The 26,773-nt window shown below is 34.1% G+C and carries 26 protein-coding genes; 15 read left to right on the top strand and 11 right to left on the bottom strand.

The genetic code is table 11. The features are described 5' to 3' along the window. Positions 1-162: 162 nt before the first annotated feature. The gene (locus tag LU301_RS07450) at positions 163-2,814 is read right to left on the bottom strand and encodes a bifunctional aconitate hydratase 2/2-methylisocitrate dehydratase (RefSeq protein ID WP_305269270.1); all 2,652 of its coding nucleotides are present in this window, start codon (positions 2,812-2,814) and stop codon (positions 163-165) included. A gap of 337 nt (positions 2,815-3,151) precedes the next feature. Between LU301_RS07450 and LU301_RS07445 the strand changes: the two genes are divergently transcribed. After that, entirely contained in the window at positions 3,152-3,454 is a 303-nt protein-coding gene (locus LU301_RS07445) for a DUF3817 domain-containing protein (RefSeq protein WP_305269268.1), read from the top strand. 65 nt (positions 3,455-3,519) lie between these two features. Here LU301_RS07445 and LU301_RS07440 read toward each other — a convergent pair whose 3' ends face one another. Together LU301_RS07440 and LU301_RS07435 are read right to left on the bottom strand one after the other, a co-directional pair. Next, positions 3,520-3,954: a DUF2726 domain-containing protein gene (locus LU301_RS07440; RefSeq protein ID WP_305269265.1), complete on the bottom strand. Its 435-nt coding sequence runs from the start codon at positions 3,952-3,954 to the stop codon at positions 3,520-3,522. A gap of 8 nt (positions 3,955-3,962) precedes the next feature. Beyond that, entirely contained in the window at positions 3,963-4,385 is a 423-nt protein-coding gene (locus LU301_RS07435) for a YraN family protein (protein WP_305269261.1), read from the bottom strand. A 94-nt stretch (positions 4,386-4,479) separates the two neighbouring features. Here LU301_RS07435 and rsmI point away from each other — a divergent pair, with 94 nt between their 5' ends. Next, a complete protein-coding gene (gene rsmI / locus LU301_RS07430; RefSeq protein WP_305269259.1) occupies positions 4,480-5,316 on the top strand; it encodes a 16S rRNA (cytidine(1402)-2'-O)-methyltransferase in 837 nt (278 codons plus the stop codon). Beyond that, a complete protein-coding gene (locus tag LU301_RS07425; protein ID WP_305269257.1) occupies positions 5,309-5,806 on the top strand; it encodes a hypothetical protein in 498 nt (165 codons plus the stop codon). Before rsmI ends, LU301_RS07425 begins: the two co-directional genes overlap by 8 nt. A gap of 315 nt (positions 5,807-6,121) precedes the next feature. Here LU301_RS07425 and LU301_RS07420 read toward each other — a convergent pair whose 3' ends face one another. After that, positions 6,122-7,012 carry a DMT family transporter gene (locus LU301_RS07420; protein ID WP_305269256.1) on the bottom strand — a complete coding sequence of 297 codons (891 nt, stop codon included), beginning with the start codon at positions 7,010-7,012 and terminating at the stop codon, positions 6,122-6,124. A 565-nt stretch (positions 7,013-7,577) separates the two neighbouring features. Here LU301_RS07420 and LU301_RS07415 point away from each other — a divergent pair. After that, positions 7,578-8,111, top strand: coding sequence for a hypothetical protein (locus LU301_RS07415; protein WP_305269254.1), 534 nt, complete (start codon positions 7,578-7,580; stop codon positions 8,109-8,111). A 27-nt stretch (positions 8,112-8,138) separates the two neighbouring features. On the opposite strand, the gene LU301_RS07410 is transcribed toward LU301_RS07415, so the two are convergent. Beyond that, complete coding sequence (locus LU301_RS07410; protein WP_305269252.1) at positions 8,139-8,606, bottom strand: hypothetical protein; 468 nt, start codon at positions 8,604-8,606, stop codon at positions 8,139-8,141. Between the two features lie 198 nt (positions 8,607-8,804). On the opposite strand from LU301_RS07410, the gene rlmKL reads away from it, so the two are divergent. The 4 genes from rlmKL (at position 8,805) to LU301_RS07390 (ending at position 13,289) form a co-directional block, all read left to right on the top strand. Then, positions 8,805-11,003 (top strand): bifunctional 23S rRNA (guanine(2069)-N(7))-methyltransferase RlmK/23S rRNA (guanine(2445)-N(2))-methyltransferase RlmL, encoded by a 2,199-nt coding sequence (rlmKL, locus tag LU301_RS07405; protein WP_305269250.1) that lies wholly within the window; start codon positions 8,805-8,807, stop codon positions 11,001-11,003. Positions 11,004-11,213: 210 nt separating this feature from the next. Further along, complete coding sequence (gene carA, locus LU301_RS07400) at positions 11,214-12,353, top strand: glutamine-hydrolyzing carbamoyl-phosphate synthase small subunit (protein ID WP_305269248.1); 1,140 nt, start codon at positions 11,214-11,216, stop codon at positions 12,351-12,353. A gap of 72 nt (positions 12,354-12,425) precedes the next feature. Beyond that, complete coding sequence (locus LU301_RS07395) at positions 12,426-12,986, top strand: hypothetical protein (RefSeq protein ID WP_305269246.1); 561 nt, start codon at positions 12,426-12,428, stop codon at positions 12,984-12,986. Between the two features lie 21 nt (positions 12,987-13,007). Further along, positions 13,008-13,289 carry a hypothetical protein gene (locus LU301_RS07390; RefSeq protein WP_305269243.1) on the top strand — a complete coding sequence of 94 codons (282 nt, stop codon included), beginning with the start codon at positions 13,008-13,010 and terminating at the stop codon, positions 13,287-13,289. A 2-nt stretch (positions 13,290-13,291) separates the two neighbouring features. Here the strand turns inward: LU301_RS07390 and LU301_RS07385 are convergent, their stop codons facing one another. Further along, positions 13,292-13,819: an RNA-binding S4 domain-containing protein gene (locus LU301_RS07385; protein WP_305269240.1), complete on the bottom strand. Its 528-nt coding sequence runs from the start codon at positions 13,817-13,819 to the stop codon at positions 13,292-13,294. After that, the gene (locus tag LU301_RS07380) at positions 13,816-14,487 is read right to left on the bottom strand and encodes an HAD-IA family hydrolase (protein ID WP_305269237.1); all 672 of its coding nucleotides are present in this window, start codon (positions 14,485-14,487) and stop codon (positions 13,816-13,818) included. The genes LU301_RS07385 and LU301_RS07380 overlap by 4 nt, the downstream gene beginning before the upstream one ends. A 26-nt stretch (positions 14,488-14,513) precedes the next feature. On the opposite strand from LU301_RS07380, the gene LU301_RS07375 reads away from it, so the two are divergent. Then, positions 14,514-15,389: a 3'(2'),5'-bisphosphate nucleotidase CysQ family protein gene (locus LU301_RS07375; protein WP_305269235.1), complete on the top strand. Its 876-nt coding sequence runs from the start codon at positions 14,514-14,516 to the stop codon at positions 15,387-15,389. A gap of 4 nt (positions 15,390-15,393) precedes the next feature. Here LU301_RS07375 and alr read toward each other — a convergent pair whose 3' ends face one another. From alr to LU301_RS07355, 4 genes are all read right to left on the bottom strand, one after another. Further along, positions 15,394-16,479 carry an alanine racemase gene (alr, locus tag LU301_RS07370; protein WP_305269232.1) on the bottom strand — a complete coding sequence of 362 codons (1,086 nt, stop codon included), beginning with the start codon at positions 16,477-16,479 and terminating at the stop codon, positions 15,394-15,396. Between the two features lie 12 nt (positions 16,480-16,491). Then, a complete protein-coding gene (gene dnaB, locus LU301_RS07365; RefSeq protein ID WP_305269230.1) occupies positions 16,492-17,931 on the bottom strand; it encodes a replicative DNA helicase in 1,440 nt (479 codons plus the stop codon). Positions 17,932-18,115: 184 nt separating this feature from the next. After that, positions 18,116-18,481, bottom strand: coding sequence for an MCR_0457 family protein (locus tag LU301_RS07360; protein WP_305269228.1), 366 nt, complete (start codon positions 18,479-18,481; stop codon positions 18,116-18,118). 312 nt (positions 18,482-18,793) lie between these two features. Further along, on the bottom strand, positions 18,794-20,266 hold the full coding sequence (locus LU301_RS07355; RefSeq protein WP_305269226.1) for an outer membrane protein transport protein: 1,473 nt from the start codon (positions 20,264-20,266) through the stop codon (positions 18,794-18,796). Positions 20,267-20,639: 373 nt separating this feature from the next. Between LU301_RS07355 and argC the strand changes: the two genes are divergently transcribed. The 6 genes from argC to LU301_RS07325 all read left to right on the top strand — a co-directional run bounded on the left by argC (position 20,640) and on the right by LU301_RS07325 (position 26,561). Then, positions 20,640-21,683: an N-acetyl-gamma-glutamyl-phosphate reductase gene (gene argC / locus LU301_RS07350; RefSeq protein ID WP_305269222.1), complete on the top strand. Its 1,044-nt coding sequence runs from the start codon at positions 20,640-20,642 to the stop codon at positions 21,681-21,683. A 116-nt stretch (positions 21,684-21,799) separates the two neighbouring features. Then, positions 21,800-22,561: a DUF6776 family protein gene (locus LU301_RS07345; RefSeq protein ID WP_305269219.1), complete on the top strand. Its 762-nt coding sequence runs from the start codon at positions 21,800-21,802 to the stop codon at positions 22,559-22,561. A 205-nt stretch (positions 22,562-22,766) separates the two neighbouring features. Further along, a complete protein-coding gene (gene clpS, locus LU301_RS07340; RefSeq protein ID WP_370692250.1) occupies positions 22,767-23,117 on the top strand; it encodes an ATP-dependent Clp protease adapter ClpS in 351 nt (116 codons plus the stop codon). A 22-nt stretch (positions 23,118-23,139) separates the two neighbouring features. Beyond that, a complete protein-coding gene (gene clpA / locus LU301_RS07335; protein ID WP_305269213.1) occupies positions 23,140-25,401 on the top strand; it encodes an ATP-dependent Clp protease ATP-binding subunit ClpA in 2,262 nt (753 codons plus the stop codon). Further along, the gene (locus LU301_RS07330) at positions 25,398-25,733 is read left to right on the top strand and encodes a YnfA family protein (protein WP_370692187.1); all 336 of its coding nucleotides are present in this window, start codon (positions 25,398-25,400) and stop codon (positions 25,731-25,733) included. The genes clpA and LU301_RS07330 overlap by 4 nt, the downstream gene beginning before the upstream one ends. Before the next feature lie 36 nt (positions 25,734-25,769). Beyond that, the gene (locus LU301_RS07325; RefSeq protein ID WP_305269208.1) at positions 25,770-26,561 is read left to right on the top strand and encodes a YdcF family protein; all 792 of its coding nucleotides are present in this window, start codon (positions 25,770-25,772) and stop codon (positions 26,559-26,561) included. Positions 26,562-26,773: the final 212 nt, after the last annotated feature.

Genomic DNA, 26,773 nt, shown 5'->3' with positions numbered 1-26,773 from the left:
GCTATTTTAGCATTGTTCTATTTGAAATTGAATGATTGCGATATAAGCTTTAGTGCATAGCTTAGTGTTAAATTTGAATAAGGTGATAGGAAATAAAATTTATAAGATTGCAATAAAAATAGGGATTATTGCTAACCCCTATTTTTGAAATATTTCAACCCATTATGTTAATTGAGCTGCAATAATTTTCTTATCTACTTTTTTCACATCAACTGAATTAGCAGATTCTGTATAGTCTGCCATTTGGTCGAAGTTCAAATATTTGTAAATGTCGTCTGCCATGCTATCGATTTTCGTTGCATATTGTTGATATTCTTCAACAGTTGGCAATTTACCTAAAATCGCAGCAACAGATGCTAATTCAGCAGAAGCTAAGTACACGTTGGTATCTTGACCTAAACGGTTAGGGAAGTTACGAGTTGATGTAGAAACTGCTGTTGCACCTTTCGCAATACGTGCTTGGTTACCCATACAAAGTGAACAACCTGGCATTTCTGTACGTGCACCTGCACGACCATACACGTTATACACACCTTCGTCCATTAATTGACGCTCGTCCATACGAGTTGGTGGAGCAATCCATAAACGAGTTGCCAATGAACCGCCTTCTACTTTATCCAACAACTTACCAGCTGCACGGAAATGTCCAATATTTGTCATACAAGAACCGATGAAGACTTCATCAATCTTGTCGCCTTGAACTTCAGATAATAATTTTGCATCATCTGGGTCATTTGGACAGCATAGAATCGGCTCTTTGATTTCGCTTAAGTCGATTTCATATATTTTAGTGTATTCTGCATCTGGATCAGCTTTGATTAAGCTTGGGTTAGCCAACCATTTTTCCATATTTTCAACACGGCGAGCCATAGTACGAGCATCACCATAACCTTGAGAAATCATCCACTTTAACATTACGATGTTAGAGCGTAAGTATTCAGCAACTTTCTCTTCAGATAATGTGATTGAACAGCCTGCAGCAGAACGTTCAGCAGATGCATCTGATAATTCAAATGCTTGCTCAACAGTTAAGTCAGTTTCCATTTCTGTTAAGTCGATTTCTAAGATACGACCAGAGAAAATGTTTTTCTTACCTTTCTTCTCAACCGTTAAATCGCCTGCTTTGATTGCATAGTAAGGGATTGCGTGTACAAGGTCACGTAATGTGATACCTGGTTGCATTTTACCTTTGAATTTGACTAATACTGATTCAGGCATATCCAATGGCATAACACCAGTTGCCGCTGCGAACGCAACCAAGCCAGAACCTGCAGGGAATGAAATACCGATTGGGAAACGTGTATGAGAGTCACCACCAGTACCTACAGTATCAGGCAATAACATACGGTTTAACCAAGAGTGGATTACACCGTCACCTGGACGTAAAGATACACCACCACGGTTCATAATGAAGTCTGGTAATGTGTGATGTGTTACGACATCAACTGGTTTTGGATATGCAGCTGTGTGACAGAAAGATTGCATCACTAAGTCAGCAGAGAAGCCTAAACACGCTAAGTCTTTTAATTCATCACGAGTCATTGGACCTGTGGTATCTTGAGAACCAACAGTCGTCATCTTAGGTTCACAGTAAGTACCTGGACGAATACCTTGACCTTCTGGAAGACCACACGCACGACCTACCATTTTTTGTGCTTGAGTAAAGCCTTTACCTGTGTCAGCAGGCTGTTGTGGCTGACGGAATAAAGTTGATGGTTCTAAACCTAATGCTTCACGAGCTTTACCAGTCAAACCACGACCGATAATTAAGTTAATACGACCACCTGCACGTACTTCATCTAAAATAACAGGGGTTTTTAATGGAGCTTCAGCGATTTGAGCACCATCTTTGAATGCTGTAACAATGGCAGTTTCGTGGTTGATTTTTAATACCACTTCATCGCCCATGTTCATATTGGTTACATCGATTTCAACTGGTAATGCACCTGCATCTTCCATTGTGTTGAAGAAAATCGGAGCAATTTTACCACCTAAGCACACACCACCATCTTTTTTGTTTGGAATGTGTGGTAATTCATCACCGAAGAACCATAATACAGAGTTAGTCGCTGATTTACGGCTTGAACCTGTACCAACAACATCACCCACATACGCAACTTGGTTGCCTTTTGCAATCAGCTCTTCGATTTGTTTAATTGGACCAATTTCACCATGTTTTTCTGGGTTAATACCATCACGGGTATTTTTTAACATTGCAGTTGCGTGCAATGGAATATCTGGACGGCTCCAAGCATCTTGAGCTGGCGATAAGTCATCGGTATTGGTTTCGCCTGTTACTTTAAATACAGTGATTTTAATTTCTTCTGGTACTTCAGGACGACTAGTAAACCATTCTGCATCTGCCCAAGATTGTAAAACCGCTTTCGCATTGGCATTACCTGCTTTTGCTTTATCCGCTACATCGTGGAACGCATCAAATACAAGTAAAGTTTTCTTTAAAGCGTCAGCAGCTAAAGCACCCAAGTTTGCATTGTCTAATAAATCAATCAATGGAGCAACGTTATAGCCACCCAACATTGTACCTAATAAATAAACAGCACGTTCTGGGCTAACTAAAGGAGAAGAAGTTTCGCCTTTTGCTACAGCAGCTAAGAAAGCAGCTTTAACATAAGCAGCTTGGTCAACCCCTGCTGGAACACGATTTTCAAGTAAATCGACTAAATATGCTTCTTCGCCTGCAGGTGGATTTTTTAATAATTCAACCAATGCAGCAGTTTGAGCATCATCAAGTGGTTTTGGTGGGACTCCGAGTGCGGCACGTTCAGCAACGTGTTGGCGGTAGGCTTGTAGCACGGTGTTATTCCTCTGATTAAAAAATTATCATTAATATTGTATTGTTCAATTTATATAAAAAAATCACAATACAATACGCTTATGTATAACACAGAGATTGTACTAAAATTGTTTAAGAATGTTAAGTACAAATTCATAATTATATTATGATATTTGACATTTTCTATAAAAATAAAAGAATGAGTTTCATTTTTATAATGAATTAACTTAGGGAATATAGGGTGTATCATTTAGGCATGATTTGAAAATTAGATAATTTTAATTACAAAAAAATATTTGATTTTACAATTTGATTACATTAAAATGACATTAAATGAGAATTAATTTAGAGTAATGTATGAATATCAGAACTTTGCGTATCGTGAGTATTTTAGAAGGTATTTCGTTTTTATTTTTATTAGGTATTGCGATGCCATTAAAATATTTATATGACAATCCTGTATTGATGAAATTCGCAGGTATGTCGCATGGTATCTTATTTATTGTATTCATTGTGGTATTATTAGTCGTTTGTCAAAAAATGAAATGGTCATTAGCTATGTTTGTCATGGGCTTAGTGGCATCATTATTACCATTTGCTCCTTTTCTTTTTGACTTAAAATTGAAGAAATTAGAGCAACAACAATCATCTTTAGACTAGGTAACTTATTAATTATATTAGTTACATGGACTTATAGGAGTGAATAATGATTCACTCTACATTTATTATTGACCACGAAAATGGGCAAAATCTTGCTGTAAGCGTTGTACAGTCGGCACTTGTTCATAGTGGATAAAATGATACCCCACACCTTGTAATGCAACATTAATTTTTTCTTGTTCTGCATGAGTTTGCGGATTGAGTTGAATTAATGCAATCACATTAAAATTTAAATCAAAAATCACAAAATCAACAATTTGTGTCATCAATAAATTATTGATTTTACTTTCTCGTGCTGTGATAATATTACTTAACGGAATTTGCGTAAAAATCGTATGTTGCGGTAAATGATATTTTAATAAAATAAATAGCTGTTTTTGTTCTTCATTTAAAAGAGCTTTACGTGAAAAGGGTGGTGTTTTAGCCTTATTCACATTGACTATAAAATAAATACCAACTAAAACAATGACAATAATAATTGCAAAAATCCAAATTTCCATAATTGACCTTAATCCTGCCATAAGAACGCATGCTCTATCCACTCATAATGATAAGGGATAGGACGATGCTGTTGCAATAAATTTATGGTATTTTGTGTTGAGTATTGAAATTGAATCGCAAATAAATCAAAACGATAATCATAATTTGCATATTCAGGATAATGTTGTAAAAAATGCTGAATAGCTTTCATCATCTTTTTTTGTTTACTGGCGGTTAGCATTTCACTAGCAAGTCCATAATGTTGATTGGAGCGTGCTTTTACTTCCATGAAAACCAATAATTGATTTTTGACTAATACTAAATCTAATTCGCCACCACGACAGTGATAGTTTTGCGTGATAAGATGAAAACCTTGTTGCTGTGCATGATAAGTCGCACATTGTTCAGCCCAATCGCCAAGTTGCTGTTGTGGTGTACGGATAGTATCCATGATGAAATTGAATATAATTACCAAACTTATGCTGATTAGTGTAACAAATTTCTTTATAATAAGGGATAATTTTTAAAATTTTTTGAGTAAATTAATGGCTGGTCAATTATTTGTAGTGGCAACACCGATTGGTAATTTAGATGATATGACATTTCGTGCGGTACAAGTATTAAAATCGGTAAACTTGATTGCTGCGGAAGATACACGTCAATCATTGCCTTTATTAAAGCATTATCAAATAGATACACCTTTGACTGCGTGCCATGACCATAATGAAAGTCAAAAAACGCAACAATTGATTGATAAATTATTAGCAGGCGATGATATTGCATTAATTAGCGATGCAGGAACGCCATTGATTAGTGATCCTGGATTTAAATTGGTGCGTTCCGCCCAACAGCAGGGTATCCGAGTTATTCCAATTGCAGGAGCTTGTGCTGCGATTGCAGGGCTGAGTGCAGTGGGTTTACCAAGTGATAAATTTAGCTTTCAAGGTTTTTTACCAGCTAAATCATCTCAACGTCAAAAGCAGTTGGTCGAATTAAAACGAGAAACACAAACGTTGATTTTTTATGAGGCTCCGCACCGTATTGTGGATTGTTTAACTGATATGGTAGACATTTTTGGTCAGCAACGCTTAGCAGGTTTTGCTCGAGAAATCACTAAAACTTTTGAAACTATTAAACAATTACCTTTAGGCGAGTTATTAGCATTTGTTAAAAATGATAGCAATCAACAAAAGGGCGAAATTGTATTAATCATTGATGGAGCGGAAGCCCAAACCGAAGTAGAAAATGCCGAATTAGATAAATTATTACAGCGTTTATTACAAGATGTATCGGTAAAAGTTGCTTCACAATTAGCCAGTGATATTTTAGGTGTGAAAAAGAAAGTGGCTTATCAACGAGCTTTAGAGTTGGAAAATGGATAATTTATTTGAACATTCTGATATTATTATTACAGATGACTTAACGTACAAAGTGTATGGCAAAGGGAATAATCGCCTTATTCTGTATGATACAAAGTATGCTAATGATTTGATAGAGCAACATCATATCCAAATGACGGTAAAACAAGAATATGTGAGAGATTATCATTGCTTTGTAAATATAAATCTTGAGAATACCATATATCATTTTAAATCATCGATATTACTGTTGATGAATAAGCAAGATATAAATTATGGTTGTTATCAAATTAAATTCAATCGTTATTTTATAAATCAATATGTTCATCTGAATAAGCAATTTATCAATCATATCACATCCTATGATAGTTTGTATAATGCAAGATTGGACTATGGTCAAAAATTACCAAGACAGAACAATAAGCAAACAGAGATAACAACAGGACAAATTTTCTTGTATATCATGATTGCTTTGACTTTATTCTATGCAAGTTTAGATTATTTATCGAGATAGATAAATTTTCATTAGGTTGCTAATGGAATAATATGTAATATCGATAATATTGATAAATAAATCGAATTTTACTATTGATAAAAAAGACATTATAATTTTATGGAATTACTGAAATTGGTCAGCAGTCGCTAGCTATATAGGGTATGCTCATGAATGCAAATGTTAAAAGTAAACACGATAGTCAAGCAAAATCAAATATGAGTTCAAAATCTTTTAAATCAAGAAAACATCAGGTATTACAATTGCTTATGCGTTCAATCTTAGAGCGTGATAATACATGATGATAAAATGGCTTTATGATAACTAAAGCCGTTTTTATTTGCGATGGCATAATATTAAACCCAAAGCAATTAATGCAATACCCATTGCATGATAAAATTGAAACGTTTCGCCTAATAAACTGATGGATAATAATACGCCAAATACAGGAATTAAATGAATAGATAATCCTGCTTTTACTGCTCCAACTTTTTCAATGGCGAGCGTATAGAGTACATAGGCAATCACTGATGGAAAAATACCGACATAGGCAAGACCTAATATTGATTGAGTATTAAAAATCATGGTTTGTTGTGAAAAATATTCCCATAAGAATAAAGGGAATAAGGCGATAATTGCAACCAACATTTGAATTGCTGTTAAACCAATTTTGTTGATGTCTGTTGGTATTGATTTGGTCCAAATGGTATAAAATGCCCAACAGACTATTGCTAAAAATACCCATAAATCGCCAGAATTAAAGGATAAGGTGAATAAACGTTGTAAATCACCTTGCAAGATAATATTGAATACGCCAAATAAAGATACGATTAAACCGACAATTTGTAAAATTTGTAATTTTTGGGCGTAAAATAATCGTCCAAATAAAATAATTAAAATTGGAATACATGAATTTAATAATAGAGCATTGGTGGTTGTGGTATCGTGTAAGCCTTTATAAATTAAACTATTAAAACAGGTAACACCGATAATTGCTGTAGCGAGTATACGTCCATAATGTTGTTGATATAAGGATTGATCACGTTGAATGAATTTCCATGCAAAAGGTAAAATCACTAAAAAAGCAATCACCCAACGTAAAAATGCCAATGAAAAAGGCGGAATATCAGCATGAATAGCTTTGCCAACTACAAAATTTCCTGCCCAAAATAATGGCGGTAAAATTAAAAAGGGTAGGGTATTGAGCATAAAATTTTGCTGTTTCATCGACATTCCTTTGTGCTAAAGCATAGAATGAAAGTCCTATCATAACAGAATTGATAGCGATAAAAAAGTCTAATGACTTTACGTATTGATGTTATGTATGGTAGGATATAAAAATATACGGTTGGTAAACTAAAAGTCATATGATGAAAAAACTATTTAACGATATATTAAATGGTGTATTGTTAATATTCATGCTTTATATGCTTTTTATTCAACCAAATTTGAATAGTGTAACACCATTTCGTGATATTTCAAAAGACTTTATAGTAGAGTTTTTTACCGATATTTTTTACAGTTGCACTCGTGTTTTACTGTGAATTAAAACTCATAAGACATTATCAAAAACAAAATCCTGAGCCATTTTCTATCAAGTGGAATGAAACTGTACCAGCTAAAACAACACGATTTATTCTACTCAATATTTTTATTATCATCATGGGGATAATGATTGGATTGTTCGGTTTTTCTTGGATTTTTAAGCAATTATCAACGATGATATTTTCTTGAAACTCACTTAAAAATGATGTTAGAATAGTGTGATTTAAAATTCACATTTATATATTTTATGAAAATTATCATTATTTTATTGGTTTTAGTGGCTGGGTATTTTGGTTATGACTATTATCAAATTAAGCAAGCTAAAAAACAACAAGCAGAATTACGCGACAAAATTCGTCATGAATTAAAAGTATCGGATATTTTAAAGCCCGATGTTACAGAGTTACAAAAGAATTTACCAAACGCTGTGGTTTCAAACAGTTTGAATTATCCACAATATAAAGTGGTAATACAGACAAAATTGACATCATATCAACAACAAATATTAGATAATAATCAACAAATACTCTCTAAAACTTCATTTGCATTTCATGAAGATATGAGTTGTCGTACTATTATTAGACGTATGGAAAATCGTTCTAAAGATGAAAAACAAGCCTTTGTGTATGTGTTACAAGCAGACAATGTACAAACCGTATTACAAATTAAAGATGGAGCAGGTAAAATCCTTTTAGATACAACTGTTAATCTAGGTTCGTGTAGTCAATTTTATTTATTGGGTAATATGATGTTCAATAATAACAAAGTTGAATTACGCTGACTATTACACACCATTTAAATTTTTATATTATTTCCAATAATATAAAATTGGAAGTTCATCATCAATTAAACTTAAATAATCTAAAATAAATTCTATTGGCGTCATTTGGTCGGTTGGGTCGGGTTTATTATTTAAAACGGATGGATAAAGCAAAGTAATGGTTAAGCGTTGGGAGTGCTGTTCAATATGCTTTAATTTATCGTGTTGTTTCCACGCAATAACACAGCGATTTTCTAATTGTTGAATAGAAATTTTCTTAGACAAAAAATCTCTTGAAACTTTTAAATCTTCCAACAAATTATCAATATTTGATAATTTTAATTTTTGAAATTTTTTCTCAAAAAAATCAATCGTCAAATCCATAAATCTTGGATAAGTTAATTTTTTAATGATTTCATTTTCTTCAATTAAATCATTCACATAAAATGGCACATCATCTGAACCATTTTCTTGGCAATATTGGTAAATTAACTGTTTAATTTCATCAAAACTCATTGCAATACGCTCATTTTATTTTGAATAAAGACAGACTCCTTATTCATCACTTGTTCTAAAATTACACGTATTGAAACAGTCTAATTCATCTATATCAATTATTCAAGATGATTGTACAACAAATATCATGACAAATTTTTCCCATCTCCCCATCAATATCGGGTAAAATATGCTTTTATTTTTGATGAGTGATAGACGATGAACGCACCTTTACAAACCTTTTGGATTACCTGTGCTGATGGTTTAGAACAATTATTACAACAAGAATTGCAAGAGATGGACATAACCATTATTGAGCAAAAAGCAGGGCGAATCGTGGTACAGGGTACGCTGGAAGTGGCATATCGTGTGTGTTTATGGTCAAGATTAGCCTCTCGTGTGTTATTACCAATTGTACAACATCACATTGAATTTAGTCATGATACCCGAGATATTGCTGAAGAATTATACGAAGGTGCAGTCAATTTTGATTGGTCATTAATTTTTGCACCACAAAGCACTTTTGCAGTACGTTTACATTTAGATAAAGATGTCAAAGCCAATAGCCAATTTGCGACTTTACGTGTAAAAGATGGTGTGGTCGATAGTTTTATGGAAAGTGTGGGTCGCCGACCGAGTATTGATTTAAAACAGCCTGAAATTACTTTATATGTATTGGCAACAAAAACAGCTCATCATTATTGTTTAGATTTATCTGGCGATAGCCTACATAAACGTGGTTACCGCCGTGTGATGACCGATGCACCCATTAAAGAAAATTTAGCGGCTGCGATTTTGCAAAAAGCTCAACTGAAACAACGTAAACCAACTGTATTTTTAGACCCGATGTGTGGTTCAGGCACGTTTATTATTGAAGCCTTAATGATTTTAACTGATAGAGCACCGGGATTAGTTCGTCGTTTTGGTTTTAATGGTTGGCACGGACATGACCGTGAATTATGGTTAAAATTAAAAGCTGAAGCAGTTGAGCGTCATGAACAAGCATTACAACAACCTTTACCACGTTTTTATGCTTACGATGCGGATTGGGACGCTGTAAAAGCAACACGACAAAATATTATCGCCAGTGGTTTTGAAAAATTATTAGAGCATATTCGTATTGAAGAACGTACTTTAGCTGATTGGGACGATTTTCATTTAAAAGTTGATGATGTTGCCTTTGTGGTTACAAATCCACCCTATGGTGAGCGTTTGGGCGATAAAGCATCAAATCGTAGTTTATATTTAGGTTTATCTGCACAATTACAAAAATATTTTCCACGACACTATACCGCAATTATTGCATCTCAAGTGGAAAATGCTGATGTATTAGCCTTACAAGACACTGCAACTTTACGCTTAATGAATGGTAAATTACCAATTTATGTGCGTTTTGGGCAAATTAAAGTTATTGAAAATAAACAGCCATTTTTAAAAACATGGAATGCAGAAAAAATTGATTTTCCAGAAGCACAAGATTTTGCCAATCGTTTAATTAAAAATATGCAAAATTTAAAAAAATGGGCAGTGCAAAATAATATCTATTGTTTACGTTTATATGATGCGGATTTACCCGATTTTAATTTGGCGATTGATTTATATGGCGATAAATTACATGTGCAAGAATATGCACCACCAAAAAAAATTGACCCTGAAAAGGCGAAAAAACGTTTTAATTTGGCATTAGCGGTGATTCGTCAAGTAATAGGTTTAAGCCGTGATGCGGTATTTATTAAAACGCGTGCTAAACAAACAGGTAAAAATCAATACGAGAAACAAAGTACAGCATCGAAACGTTTTGTGGTGCAGGAAGGGCAAGCCAAAATTTTGGTGAATTTAACCGATTATTTGGATACAGGATTATTTTTAGACCATCGTGCTATTCGTTTGCGTATTGCTCAAGAAGCGAAAGGTAAACATTTTTTAAACTTGTATAGTTATACATCAACTGCAAGTTTACACGCGGCTTTAGGTGGTGCATTAAGTACGACAAGTGTTGATTTATCGAATACTTATATTAATTGGTCTAAAGAAAATTTTGTCCTTAATGGTTTGACTGTGGAACATGCTGATGAACAGCATATTTTTTATACGAGTGATTGTTTTGAATGGCTTAAGCAAGGTACAGAGCAGTATGATTTAATTTTTATTGATCCGCCAACATTTTCCAATTCTAAGAAATTTTATGGGACATTTGATGTACAGCGAGACCATGTATCATTGATTAAACGGGCAATGAATCGCTTAACTGTTGATGGAGTACTCTATTTTTCAAATAATTATCGAGGTTTTGTGTTAGATGAAAGTTTAGCCCAATGGTATGATATTCAGGAAATTACCGAACAAACCATCGACCCAGATTTTAAGCGTAATCAAAAAATCCATCGTGCTTGGAAAATTCAGCATCCGTTTGAATAATATTTTTGACTATCAGAAATCATAAATTTGGGTGTGTTATAACACCCATTTTTATATTGCGACAACATCAAATTATTCATAGACTTTAGCTGATAAGTTATGTATAATATGTTTTTAAGTTTAAACAGGCTTGTATGCAAATCGGTTTAAAAATCATTGATTTGTATTATATATGCATCATTACAGCTTAAAAAATTAAGGAGTTTTGCCTTGAGCATTCCAGCTATACTCGCCCTAGCCGATGGTACTATTTTTCGTGGTATTTCCATTGGTGCAACAGGACACACGACTGGAGAAGTCGTTTTCAATACAGCCATGACAGGCTATCAAGAAATCTTAACTGATCCAAGTTATGCTGAACAAATCGTTACTTTAACTTATCCACACATTGGCAACACAGGTTGTAATAATGAAGATACCGAATCTGGACGTATTCATAAAGTGTGGGCAAATGGTTTGATTATTCGTGATTTACCATTATTACATAGCAATTTCCGTGCTGAACAATCATTAAGCGATTATTTAAAACAACACAATGTCGTTGCCATTGCTGATATTGATACACGTAAACTCACTCGTATTTTGCGTGAAAAGGGAGCTCAAAATGGGGCAATCTTGGCGGGTGAAAATATTACAGAAAAACAAGCGATTGAATTGGCTCAAAGTTTTAAAGGTTTAAATGGTTTAGATTTAGCCAAAGAATGTTGTGATAAAGATGGTTTTGAATGGACAGAAGGTTCTTGGGAATTAGGCAAAGGTTTTAAACAGCTTGAGCTTAAATATAATGTTGTCGCTTATGATTATGGGGTTAAAACCAACATTTTGCGTATGCTTGCCGATAGAGGGTGTAAATTAACCGTTGTACCTGCCGAAACTCCTGCCGAAAAAGTCTTGGCACTAAATCCTGACGGCATTTTCTTATCCAATGGACCGGGCGATCCGTCTGCCTGTGATTATGCCATTGATGCCATTAAAACTATTTGCGATACGACCAAAATTCCTGTGTTTGGCATTTGTTTGGGTCATCAATTATTGGCACTGGCAAGTGGGGCAAAAACCATTAAAATGAATCACGGTCATCACGGTGCCAACCACCCTGTACAAAACTTGGACGATGGCACAGTGATGATAACCTCCCAAAATCACGGCTTTGCGGTTGATGAGTCCACCTTGCCAAGTACTTTGCGAGCGACCCACCGCTCACTGTTTGACGGCTCCAATCAAGGCATAGAACGCACCGACCGTGTGGCGTTTAGTTTTCAAGGACACCCAGAAGCCAGTCCTGGTCCGCACGATTGTTCACCGCTTTTTGATAGATTTGTGAGGGAGATTGAGAAGTTTAAATCTTGATTTTAAGGGCTAATTTGTTGATTTTGTTTAAGGTTGGTTAAGATGTTCAAAAGCAAAATAATTGCTATTTTTATGGCTATAATTACTTGTCAATCAGTATTTGCCAATAATGAACAAAATCAGCAAATTGCTGAAAAAGTTGCTTATATTTATGCATCGGGTACAATTTCTAATCAAATTTTAAATACTGAATATCAAAGATTAGATAAGAAAAATATTCCGATTGCTACAAAACAAAGATTTGAATGTTTGTCAAGTCATAGTAATGATGCGACTTATGCTCAGTTTTTATTGCCCAAAATTGCTGATTTTATGCAAGGTAAAACAAAATCTGAAATTCGGGTATATCAAAAGGCTTTAAATGATAAAAAATTGATTGAGTTGCTCAGAAATATTGTTTTAAGCAGAAATAGAATGACTAGTCATAATACAGCTTACTATGCAGAACAACTAGAAATGTACGAGAATGCAGAAAATGTAATTGCATTATATGAATTGATGGTGCTGGAAAACATTGATTTAAATAAGGCGACCACATCACAAGAACAATACAATAAAGCTAGTTATTTTGGAAAACAAATGTCAGAGCAGTATTTGGATTATATTTTCCAAAAATGTGATATTATCAAGTGAGTAAAATTGATAGGTAGTGAAATGAGCCAAATTATTTTAACTGTGAATGATGAATTAGCGAGCCAAATGTTTGCTTATACTGCAAAATATCAAATCTCTTTTGATGAAATGACTGAGAGATTATGGGTAGATTTTTTACAAAATCATCTTGAAAATGAATTGTCAATCAATAGTGAGCAACAACAAATTTTAGAGCAACGTTATTTGGCTGTAAAAAATGGTCATGCCGATTTAATTGAACATGATGATATGATGGGTTACTTGAAAAACTCTTTAACTAAAGCCATAAATTTAAAAACTTAAGGTTATTCTTCATCATCTTCCCAATCTTCAAAATTATCATCTACCCATTCATCGTATTCTCTCTCAAACATGTCATCAGAGAAATCATCAGCAAAATCATATTGTTGATGAAATTTATCAATATCACGGCGGTCTTTTTTATTGGGACGATGGGACATAAACATCATACTATTAAGTTTACGCTGTTCGGCTTGTTGAATTCGTCTTTCTATACTTTCTGCTGTTTCTTCATAAAGTTGTTGTGCAATAGGTGCAGAGCCACGCACATCTGATAAGCCTTTAACTAAAACAGTTTTTTTCTCAATGCCTTGTTGAATGGTTAATAGCATACCAATTTGTACTTCACGAGAAACTTTCACTCGTTCGCCATTTAAATGTACTTTACCACCTTCAATTGCATTTTTGGCAATCGAGCGTGTTTTAAAAAAACGTGCTGCCCATAACCATTTATCTATGCGAATACCTGATGTTGGTGTGTTGGTGTTTAGGCTATTTTTGTTGTTTTTGTTTTTATTTTGACGTTTACTCATGATTGTAGCTCGATTTGTTGTAAATGTGGAATTAAGTCTAATAAATCATCAAGTGCAGGGTAAGGCAAATCTTGTGCTAAACGTGCAGGATTAGTTGATGATGGTTGCAAAATAGTAAATTGATAAGCAATACCAAATTGTTGTGCTGTTTCTAATACTTTTAAATTATCATCAATCATGATAGCAGATTGCGGGTTAAATGCAGTCATAGCTTGTAATTGTTGCCAAAATTCAATTTGTTCTTTAGCGTAACCGATTTGCTCACTGCTAATCATATATTTAAAATATGAAGCAAAATGTGGTAAAGTTTCACGTTTAAAAGCTAAATTAGCTTGGTCAGCATTGGTTAAAATCCAACATTCATAACCATGCTGTTTTAAATAATTTAATAATTCAAAACAATGTGGACGTGTAGCGATTTTATGTTGATATTGGCGATGAAGCTGTAAAAGATCAACGCCTGTACGTTGTTGCCATAAATTTAAGGAATACCATGCTAAACTATGTTGATCTTGCTGATAAAAAAGGTTAAGTTTTTCTAAACTATGTTGTATACTACAATCATGTAGAGTGGCATAAGCTTGTGGTAATTGTTGATGCCAGATAAAGTCATCAAAAGCTAAATCGAGCAAAGTGCCGTCCATATCAAACAAAATCGTGGGTTTCATTTCGCTATTCTCAATAGGTTCTAACAATGAATAATTTATTTACAATGACTCAGCCTCCACAGCATTCGTGGTTTATGGCATTAGTACCTATTTTAACTCAAGCGAGTCATTTATTGTTAGTAGAATATCAGTATTATTGTAATGGCGATGAATTTAAAATTTTAGAAAAGAATGATAACTCTCCTGTAACTCAAGCTGATTTACGAGTTAATCAATATTTAATACAGCAATTACAACAGCTTACACCAAATATTCCGATTTTATCTGAAGAAAGTGATTACACACAACGTCATACATGGTCTTTATGTTGGCTACTTGACCCTTTAGATGGTACTAAAGAGTTTTTACATCGCCGTGATCAATTTACCATTAATTTAAGTTTAATTGAGCAAGGAAAAACAATTTTTTCAGCGATTGCTGTACCATGTGAGCAAGTGATTTATTTGGCAGATACGCAGCATTTACCATATAAATATCATATTGTAGATAATGAATGGCAACAATATACGCCACAGCATCGTGGGAAGCGTGATACATTATATATTGCTACAAGTCATCATAGTCATAGTGCGTTATATCCTAAATTTATGGATTATTTACAGCAAAAAATTCCTATTCGTTTTATTGCAGCAGGAAGTGCTTATAAATTTTGTATGATGTTGGAAGGGAAAATTGATTTATATCCACGTTTTCATCCTACATCTGAATGGGATACGAGTGCAGGGCAGGGATTATTAGAACAAATTGGTGGCGGATTATTAGCATTAAATCAAAAGCCTTTTACCTATAATCAACGTCCACAACTACTCAATGGTGGATTTATTGCTGTTACAGATAGTGAATTATTTGAGCTTGCCTTTGAAACGTGGCAAGCAGTTCATTCATCAAATCTAGCAGAATAAATTGTCAAATCGTTCGTAACGGGCGTTGTGTAATTTTACATAATAATTCATAGCCTATACTGGCATGACATTGAGCTACATCATCTATTAAACGATGTTTGCCCCATAGCTCTACAGGTGTTCCTATTTGAATATCAATCCCTTGTGTGATTAAATCTGTTACATCAACCATAGCCATATCCATACTCACACGTCCAAATAAAGGAGCAAGTTGTCCTGCAATACTTACATAATTTTGTTGCTGATACGTGCGTGGATAGCCATCACCATAACCTACAGCAATAATTGCTAAAGTAGTTGTACGTTGTGTTGTGATACTTGAGCCATAGCCTACACTTTCCCCTATATCTAATTGATGTAAGGCAATAATTTCTGTAGAAAAAGTCATGACGGGCTTTAAATTTAAGTTTGCACTTGAGCAATCTGCAAAAGGTGATGCTCCATAGAGCATAATGCCGGGGCGAACATAATCCAAATGTAAATCAGACCAGTTAAAAATAGCGGCTGAATTGCAACAAGAAAATTGAGCTTGGGGAAATTGTTGTTGTAATTGTTTAAACTGTTGAATTTGTTGATGATTTAAACTATGAGTTGGTTCATCAGCATTGGCAAAGTGCATAGTAATGACGCATTGAAAACCTTGTGCTAATAATTGTTGTATCACAGGAATAATATCATTCAATGGGAAACCTAGACGGTTCATACCACTATTGAGTTTAATCCAAACCTTTAGATGTTGTGCGATATAGGCTTGTTGATGATTTAATAACCAATCAACTTGCTGTTGATGATGAACGACACATTCTAAACGATGGGCTAAAACTTGCTCCATTTCTTGTTCATGAAAAATACCTTCAATTAGCGTAATATCTTGTTGATAGCCTAAAGCACGGATTTCTAAGGCTTCTTGTAAACAGGCTACACCAAATGCATCACTACTTGCTAATGAAGGTAAACATTGTGCAATACCATGCCCATAGGCATTGGCTTTTACCATACTCACCACTTTTGCGTGTGGTGCAAGCTGACGAACACGTTGTAAATTATGTTGTAACGCTTGTTGGTCGATATGAATTTGAGTGTTACGCATATTTTCCCTAAATTATTCTTCATCTTGTTGATAATATTCTGGCGATAAATTACTAAAACGAGTATAAACCCCTTCAAAGGCAAGACGTACTGTACCAATTGGGCCATTACGTTGTTTACCAATGATGATTTCTGCTGTGCCTGCATCTTTTGAATCAGGATTATAACGTTCATCACGATAGATAAACATAATCACATCGGCATCTTGTTCAATTGCACCTGATTCACGTAAATCTGACATAACAGGGCGTTTATTTGGACGGTTTTCTAATGCACGGTTAAGCTGAGATAAGGCAATGACTGGACATTTCATTTCTTTAGCTAAGGCTTTTAAACTACGTGAAATTTCTGAGATTTCGCCTACACGGTTATCGCCCATACCCGGTACTTTCATTAATTGTAAATAATCGACCATAATCACGCCAATTTGCCCATGTTCTTTGGCGATACGTCTAGCACGAGAACGTACATCGGTTGGTGATAAGGCTGATGAGTCATCGATGAATAATTTTTTCTCTTGTAGTTGTAAGACTGTGCCTGTTACACGAGACCACTCATCGCTATTCATTTTGCCTGAACGTAAATGTCCTTGATGAATTTTGCCATAAGCTGAAACCATACGCATTAAAATTGAGTCAGCGGGCATTTCCATTGAAAATACTAATGCAGGTAAATCTTTGGTAAATAATACGCTTTCCACAAGATTCATGGCAAATGTCGTTTTCCCCATCGATGGACGTGCGGCCACAATAATTAAATCGCCTGCTTGCATACCAGATGTATAATTATCAAGTTCGATAAATCCAGTTGAATAACCAGTAATATCACCTTCTAAACGTGATAATTCATCTAAACGGTCAAGCATAGCAGCAGCAACAGCCGAAATTGGTTGAGGACCTTGACTATTTTGACGGTTACTGTATTGTTCAGCGATAGAAAATAATTGTGTTTCTGCTAAGTCTAAAATTTCACTAACTTCACGACCTTGTGTTTCATAAGCAGTTTGTAAAATATCTGAGCTGACACGAATCATGTTGCGTAAAGTGGAAAAATCTTTAATTTTTTCTGCATAGGCTTCCAAATGATAAAAGCTACTTGGTGCTTCACTCATCAGTTGGATTAAATATTCTTCGCCACCAGCTGCTTGTAATAAATTTTGTTTTAATAACCAGTTATGAACCAAGAGAGAATCATAAGGTTCATTTTCATTATCTAGGGTTTGAATGGCTCGGAAAATATATTTATGACGTGATGCGTAAAAATCATCTTCACGTAAAATATCACTTACTTTAGAAAATGAGTCTGCAACAGTCATTAATGCGACCAAAATTCCTTGTTCCATCGCTAAGTTATGTGGGGGGTTGCGTAGGTTGCGTAAAGTATTTGATGTAACATCATCTAAATCATTGTTATTATGTTGATTTTTAGTGCTATTCGGTGATGTGTCAGACATGAAACGATACTCTAAATAAAAACGGGAAGCTGATATTTTTCAGTTTACTATCATATCAAAAAAATAGCTTAGACTGTAGCTCTTTTATGTAGATAAAAATAAAGATGGATAAATAGACATCAAATGATTATGGTATTAAAACAAAAAATAGCAGTGAGTATAGCACTGCTATCATGTGAAGGGCTTAACGTCCATATTCTTGAATTGCAATACAAATTTCTTGATTTTCTGCATCGCCTGCTTGTAGAGCAAATGCACGTTCAGTTGCCATAATATCCTTATACTCTGGTGATTCAGTTAATAGTTTAAATTCTGCAACAGGATTTTTAGCATTAGGTAATAATTCTTTAATTACTTTATGATAACCATTAGTAAATGCATCATCTGTTTCAATCAGTGTTGGACATAATTCGCCCAATACGGCAACTGTTGCTAGTTCTGCTGGCATAGCGTGTTGAGTATCAAAATCCAAAACTTGTTCATCGGCTTGAACAGTTGTTATCATAGCACAACTGAGCATAAAAGCGGTTATAGAAGTAAAAAAACGCATAGATGATAATTCCTTAAACTGAGTGATAAGCCACTTAAAATTCATTCAAAAATAACGTTTAAGTAGGATACATATAAGTATCATTCAAAATAATGAATAGGTTTGCCTAAGTTAAAAATAACCATTGGGCATATATGCTTATCTTAAAATAAAATTGTAAAGAAAGCAAAAATGATATGTAAGCAAACGTTGTAAATTGTGTGAATAAAGTCAAATCTATCACATTTTTACGATGAAATTTCAGCTTGATAATAAAATAGGCAATTTAAAATTAAATTGCCTATTTATGGAATTTAAAGTTTTATATTAAGCTTAGAATTTATAGCCGATTTTTAAGCCATAAGCCCAAGCTTTGTTGTCTTTAAATTCTGATGAGTAATCGTTCCCACCTGCTTGTGCACCAGTTTGGGCTTTTGCATCACCTAACCAAAAGTGTTTGACACCGCCTGCAATAAAATAATTTTTCTGTGGACTATATTGTACACCTAAACCTAAATTCCAATAACCTTTGGTAGGACCTAGAATACTTACAAGATCGCTTGTACCACTATCCCAACCTACTGCAACGCTACCAGTCCATTGGTCATTAAACTTGCGACCAACACCTGCAGTTGCTGAAATTTGGTCTTTAGAATATTGGATTAAATTAAAACCATTAGGTCGTTGAGCTAATGCACCGATTTCTTTTGATAATAAGCCAAACTTATGTGGTTGAATAGCAAATTTTGACCAATCCACCCAACGCACATTCACAAATGCTAAAGTATCAGGTGCAATACCACTTTGTAAATCTAAATTTACTGATTGTGGTAAAGTAATTTTAGTTTTATTTTCACTTGCTGCAATAGCCTGCATATTAGCAGTAGAAGAATTAAGTTGTGTTAATAAACCTCCTAATGCTGGGTGTGAAACAACATTTAATGCTGGAATTGATTCAGTACCAGAAATATCATGGTCAATTTCAGAACGATAAGTTACTGCTGCACGTAAAGCAATTTCAGGTTTAGAATAAGCAAAACCTGCTAACCAGCCTACACCACCTGTTTCAGGTGCATTAAAATCATAACCATTAAATAAGCTATAAGCAGTTCCACGCAAATGAACATCGCCTTTTACAGTTTGATAGACTGGACCTGCATAGATATTAAAGTTTTTAGTTGGTTGATAACCAGCAACTAAAGATAAACTTTGAGTATGTACTGATACATTGGTTGCTTCACCATCAGCCCCTAAGAAGTTACCAAAGTTAGATGTAAGAGCAGTAACTTGAGCATTTGTTCTAGTATTAATTTGGCTTTGTACAGCAGGATTTTCAGCAATTGCTTGTAACTGTGCTGATGTTGGGTTAGTAAGACCTTGTTGTCCTGCAACTGCTGTTGTTACAGCACGAGTTACAACAGGTTTAATTAAGTTGGTTAATGAATTAGTTGTATCTGTTGCAGAATTTGCTACAAAGGCATTGTTGCCAGAATACTCAGCTTCAGCACCAAATGGTTGGTCATATAATAAACCTATAGAAAATTTTTCATGTGGCTGTAATTTAAGTGCTGCAGTTGGGAAGATATAGCTTTCCCCCATATCTGGAACATTACGAGAAGTGGGTGTTTTACCAGCTTCTTTACCAGATACAGTTGGGTCTAATACAGAAAGACCTGCTTCAAAATAGTTTCCTTCTTGGAAAAAAGCATTCATTGGCTGACCAGAACGGTCTAAAGCAGCTGCAAAAACGCTCATTGTTGGTAATGTTGTAATTGCAACAGCAAGGGCTAATTGATGTAATTTCATGTGCAATATCCTTGGTTAAAAAAACAGGCATAAAATATCATAATTTGTATTATGAGGAGAGAATAATATAAATTATGAAATTGATATGACTACAAAATAACATATTTTCTAAAAGAGTAAATACTCTAAAATATCTATTTTAGATAAATTATACTAAAATACTATTTTTTTGAGTGAAAAATAAACTATTTGTGAATTTTAGACAAATTAAATTTAAAATTAGATATGTAATTAATAATCAAAATCATTCATAATTTATTTTATTTTTCAATATCTAACATGATTATCTCTAAAAAATATAGCGTGTATCGTATAAGTTCAATGTAGTTTAGTATATAATGTCAAAATTGATGATAATTTGAGATGTTAATCTATGATTTCTGTTGGTATTGTTGGTGGTACAGGTTATACAGGTGTAGAATTATTGCGTTTATTATTACGTCATCCACAAGTGCGTGTTGATGTATTGACTTCAAGAAGTGAAGCGGGTAAACGTATTGATGCAATGTTTCCAAGTTTGCGAGGACATTGTGATTTAGTATTTTCAGATTTAGATGTAGAATTATTAAAAAAATGTGATGTGGTATTTTTTGCAACGCCACATGGTGTTGCAATGAATTTTGCTGAACAGCTATTATCAGCAAATACTAAAATTATTGATTTAGCGGCAGATTTTCGTTTGCAAAATTTAGCACAGTTTGAACATTGGTATAAAATGCCACACGCTTGCCCAGAAATTTTAAAGCAAGCGGTGTATGGTTTATCAGAATTAAATCGTGAACAAATTAAACAAGCACAAGTGATTGGTAATCCTGGTTGTTATCCAACAACGGTACAGCTTGGTTTAGCACCATTATTAAAACAACAAGGTTTAATTGATACCCATAATATTATTATTGATGCAAAATCAGGTGTATCAGGTGCAGGTCGTAAAGCTGAGTTGGGCATGATTTTTAGTGAAGTGGCAGATAGTTTTAAAGCGTATGGCGTGGCTGGGCATCGTCATCACCCTGAAATTGTTGAAGCGTTAGAGAATATTGCAGGTCAAAAAGGCATATTTGGTAATTTAATTTTTACACCACATTTAGTGCCTATGATTCGTGGTATGTTAAGCACGATTTATGTGGATTTAACCGAGCAAGGACAACAAACGGATATTCAAGCTTTATATGAGCAATTTTATGCTAATGAATATTTTGTTGATGTGATGCCTAAAGGTAGCTTACCAGAAACCCGTAGCGTGCGTGGTTCAAATCAGTTAAGTATTGCAATTCATCGACATGGTAAAAAATTAATTATTCTTGTTGCACAAGATAATTTGGTCAAAGGTGCTGCAGGACAAGCTATTCAAAATATGAATTTGATGTGTGGTTTTAATGAAACAACGGCTTTAACAGGTATTGCGTTGTTGCCTTAATCATGATAAAAAAATCATATCTTATGGTAATGTAAGATATGATTTTATGATGATAATATTGCATTTATTTTAGCTAGATGATATTTTATCTGTAACAAGAAGATAATCGAGTTTTTATGAGTAATACACAACATACAACCCCTAAACAAAAGACACATTTATCAAATATTTCACCTGTTAAAGATGCTTTAAAACGTCATGCACCTGTCGTAATTGCAGGATTGGTGTTAGTATTGGGTTGTACATATTTTGGTTATGTTATGGGTAAACGTCAAGGCTTAACCGTTGTTGGTTTTGATATGGATGCAAAACAGCTGAATAATATTGTACAGCAACAAAAAGCTGAACTAGAAGTGATTGGTCAGCGTTTTAATGCTACTGTACAAGAGCGTGATGTTGCGGTAAGTAATGCCAATAAATTTTATCAAGCTTATAATGATGAAAAAGCCAATACCTTACAATTAGAGGGTATTAATAAAATGTATCGTGAGTTACTGAAAGCACGTGGTGGTGTAGAATTAACGATACAAAATATTAGTATCAATTCATTGCCTGATAATGCGTATGAATATGCGATTGATTTAGTACAAGTGAGTCCAAGTGGTCGTAAAGTAGCGGGTAATGTAGAATTACGTTTGATTAATGGCGAAAAAGTGATGGGTGTCCCATTGGAAGACCGTACTTTTAGTTTTGAGCATTATGAACGTTTAACGGGACGTTGGACTATGCCGAAAGGCTTTACACCACAATATGTGGAAGTGCATCTAACAGGTGCAACTCCTGTGGTGAAACGTTTTGCTTGGCAACGTGGTAAAGATCAAGGAGCGACAACAAAATCAATTTCTGAAATTCCACAAGCAAAAGCCAATTCTAAATAATATGAGTGCTTAAATTAAAATGCATATTTTATTCTTAGCTTAAATCATAATATATTGATGTGATTTAGAATATTGAAATTTGTATAGATGAAAAATATTCTATCTCTACACAAAATCAATGAAGTTACTCATGCGTTGAGCGTGGTATTGTAGGTTGTACAAAAATATTTAAACATATCATAATATAGGTAAAATTATGCCCTTGATGATTTCACAATTATCCATTTATGCCAATACGCAACATGATGAGCATGAAGATAGTGATTTAGTTGTACAATCAGCTAAACCTAAATTACAACGTCCACCTTTGTATGCTGTTTTATTATTGAATGATGATTTTACCACGATGGATTTTGTGGTCGAAGTATTGCAGTTGTATTTTGGTTTAGATGGTGATAGTGCGATTGAAGTGATGTTAAATGTACATCATCATGGTAAAGGTGTAGCAGGTGTTTATGTCAGAGATATTGCTGAGACCAAAGCTCAACAAGTGATTGACCATGCACGAGCTGAAGGGCATCCTTTAATGTGTGTGGTTGAAGCTCAAGACAAATAAATTTAAAAAAGGTAAATAACTTATGTTTAGTCCATCAGTTGAAAGAGCATTACAGTCAGTTGTATCATATGCACGCAAAAACGCCCATGAATATTTAACAGTAGAACATTTATTATGGATTGTATTGCAATATAAAGAACCAAGCCAATTTGTACGTGCATGTGGGGCAAATTTAGAAAATTTAAATGATGAACTTGACCAATATTTAGAAGAAACGACACCTAAAAATCGTTATAAAAAAGATGATTCGCCACAACCGACTACAGGGTTTGACCGTGTGCTACAACGTGCAATATTTCGTGTACAGGCACAAACACAGGGTGGTAGTGTTGAATTTATGGATATTTTATTATCTATTTTTATGGAAAAAGAAAGTTTTGCCGTGATGTTATTAAATCATCATCATGTTACTCAAACACAGCTCAAATATTATTTAACACATGGTGAAGTAGAGCAAGATACTGATTCTGATCATATTATCTCAAGTGATGATGACGATGAAGATACAAGTAGTCAGCAAAATGAAGCAACAGCCTTGGCAAGTTTTACACAAAATTTGAATCAACAAGCACAACAGGGACGTACCGATCCATTAATTGGTCGAGAACATGAAATTGAACGTACCGCACAAATTTTATGCCGTCGTCGTAAAAATAATCCTCTATTGGTAGGTGATCCCGGTGTAGGGAAAACGGCAATTGCTGAAGGATTAGCATGGTTAATTACACAAGGTAAAGTGCCTAAACCACTACAAAATGCAGAAGTGTATAATTTAGATATGGGGGCATTATTAGCTGGTGCTAAATATCGTGGCGATGTGGAAAAACGTCTTAAAGCCTTATTAAATGAATTACAAAAAAAGCAAAATGCTATTTTATTTATTGACGAAATTCATATGTTGATTGGTGCTGGTTCGACAATGGGCAATAGCATGGATTTATCGAATTTGTTGAAACCTGCTTTAGCCAATGGTTCATTGCGTTGTATGGGGTCAACTACTTTTCAAGAATATCGCCAAGTATTTGAAAAAGACCACGCTTTATCACGCCGTTTCCAAAAAATTGATGTGGTTGAACCAAGTATTGAGCAAACGATTGCTATTTTACAAGGCTTAAAGAGTAAATTTGAGCAATTTCATCAAGTAAAATATGAAGATGAAGCGATAAAATTGGCAGTAGAATTATCTGCTAAATTTATTAATGACCGTTTCTTACCAGATAAAGCTATTGATGTGATTGATGAAGTTGGAGCAAAACGCCGTTTACAGACTGAAGAATTAGATACGCTGATTAATACACAAGACATTGAGCAAATTATTGCGAAGATGGCTCGTATTCCAGCAAAACAAGTCTCGCAAGATGATAAATTAATGTTGAAAAATTTAGAGCGAGATTTAAAACACGTTATTTTCGGGCAAGATGAAGCGATTGAAGCCTTATCATCAGCGATTAAATTATCTCGTGCAGGTTTAAAATCACCTAATAAACCAATTGCTAATTTTATGTTTGCAGGTCCAACAGGTGTGGGGAAAACGGAAGTAACCAAACAATTAGCTAAATTATTAGGTGTAGAATTAATCCGTTTTGATATGTCGGAATATATGGAACGTCATACCGTTGCTCGTTTAATTGGTTCGCCCCCGGGTTATGTTGGTTATGAACAAGGTGGGCTTTTGACTGATGCGATTCATAAAAATCCGCATTGTGTATTATTGCTCGATGAAATTGAAAAAGCTCACCCAGATGTGTTTAATCTATTATTACAAGTGATGGATAATGGCACACTAACTGATAATAATGGGCGTAAATCTGATTTTAGAAATGTGATTTTAGTGATGACCACCAATGTGGGGGCAGATAGTATTGCTAAAAATAGTATGGGCTTTGTTGAACAAGACCATAGTCATGATAATCAAGAAGCAATGAAACGTGTATTTGCACCAGAATTTCGTAATCGTTTAGATGCGACTATTCAGTTTAAACCACTTGATGAACAGCGTGTGATGGCGGTAGTTGATAAATTTATCACCGAGTTACAAGTACAACTTGAAGATAAACAAGTGGTGCTATATGTTGATGAATCTGCGAAAAAATGGTTGGTTAAGCAAGGTTATGACCGCTTGATGGGGGCAAGACCGATGCAAAAAGTGATTCAAGAGCATATTAAAAAGCCATTAGCTGAAATGATTTTATTTGGTGAATTGGCTGAACAAGGTGGGGAAGTGCATATTACTACGAAAGTTGAACATGATAATGTTATTGGTTTAAGTCTAAATATCAAATGAGTGGCGTGCATATTTTTTACACTATTGGCTTATTTATATTAACAGCAATTGCAGAAATTTTAGGCTGTTATTTTCCTTATTTGATTTTAAATCAGGGTAAAAGTCATTGGCTATGGTTACCTACGATTGCGAGTTTAGCGATATTTGTTTGGCTTTTGACTTTACATCCTGAAGCGTCAGGGCGGATTTATGCGATGTATGGCGGTATTTATATGATCACTGCTTTATTGTGGTTGCAATGGGTAGATAAAATACCGCTAACACGTTGGGATATACTTGGTGGTGTGATTATTGTAATCGGGGCATTATGTATTATTTTACAACCAAAATAAAATGATAAAAAATTAGTCTATCATATGAGCAATACTATGACTAAACGCCCATTAACTTTACATATCTTATTGTTTATTATTGGATTTGTTCTATTTTTAGATGGTGTTATCCTAATCTTATTTAAAAAAATACATTTAGGTACGATATTGCCTATATTGATTGGGGCTAGTTTTTGTGCCTATGTTTTATTTTTCAAACAAATTCAAAATTTTTTAAAGCAGAAAGTATTTTATCAACGTACTTTCAAATTGATACAGATTGGTTTTGTGCTATGGGTGTTGAGTTTTATCGGTTTTTGTATCTATCTTAATCAGTTTATACAGCAACGCCAAACATTTAATTTTAAGCCAGAAATTATTATTGTGTTGGGAAGTCAAGTGAAAAATGGTTATCCCACACCTGCATTAAAATCTCGCTTAGACCAGTCAGCCCTATTAGCCGAACAGTATCCACACAGTTATTTATTAATGACAGGTGGTGTGGATTTTGGCGAACAAATTGCTGAAGCTGATGTCATGGCAGATTATTTGATGAAATTTTATCATATTTCTGCACATCGTATTTTGATTGAAAATAAAAGTACTAGCACCGAGTTGAATTTAAAATATGGTGAAAATATTTTAAATCAGTATGGTTTAAATAAACGACAAGCCATTCTTATTGTAAGTAATGATTTTCATTTATTAAGAGCTGAGAAAATTGCCACAAAATTAGGTTATACGCATATCAGCAGTTTTCCAGCTTCTACGCCATTAACTATTCGTTATAATGCATGGTTGCGTGAATATTTTGCTTTTATTAGTGGTTATGTTTTAAATGAATATTGAGTTGAAATTTGCTTAAAAAACCAGCTTAAATGTAAATTTAAGTGATAATAATTCTTAATAAATATAAAATAAAGTTATTTAAAATCAAATAGTTATTTTTATATCTAAAAAACATCAAACCATTGCATAATTTTGTTATAAATAATATAAAAAAACATTGGATAAAAGGTAAAAATTTGATTAAAATAGCCCCCATTAAATCTTTAGGGTAG

It is taken from the genome of Moraxella sp. ZY210820 (assembly GCF_030674635.1).
Classification (GTDB): Bacteria; Pseudomonadota; Gammaproteobacteria; order Pseudomonadales; family Moraxellaceae; genus Acinetobacter.
The sequence above is the reverse complement of the archived record's forward strand: the minus strand, read 5'-3'. Positions and strand labels throughout refer to the sequence as shown.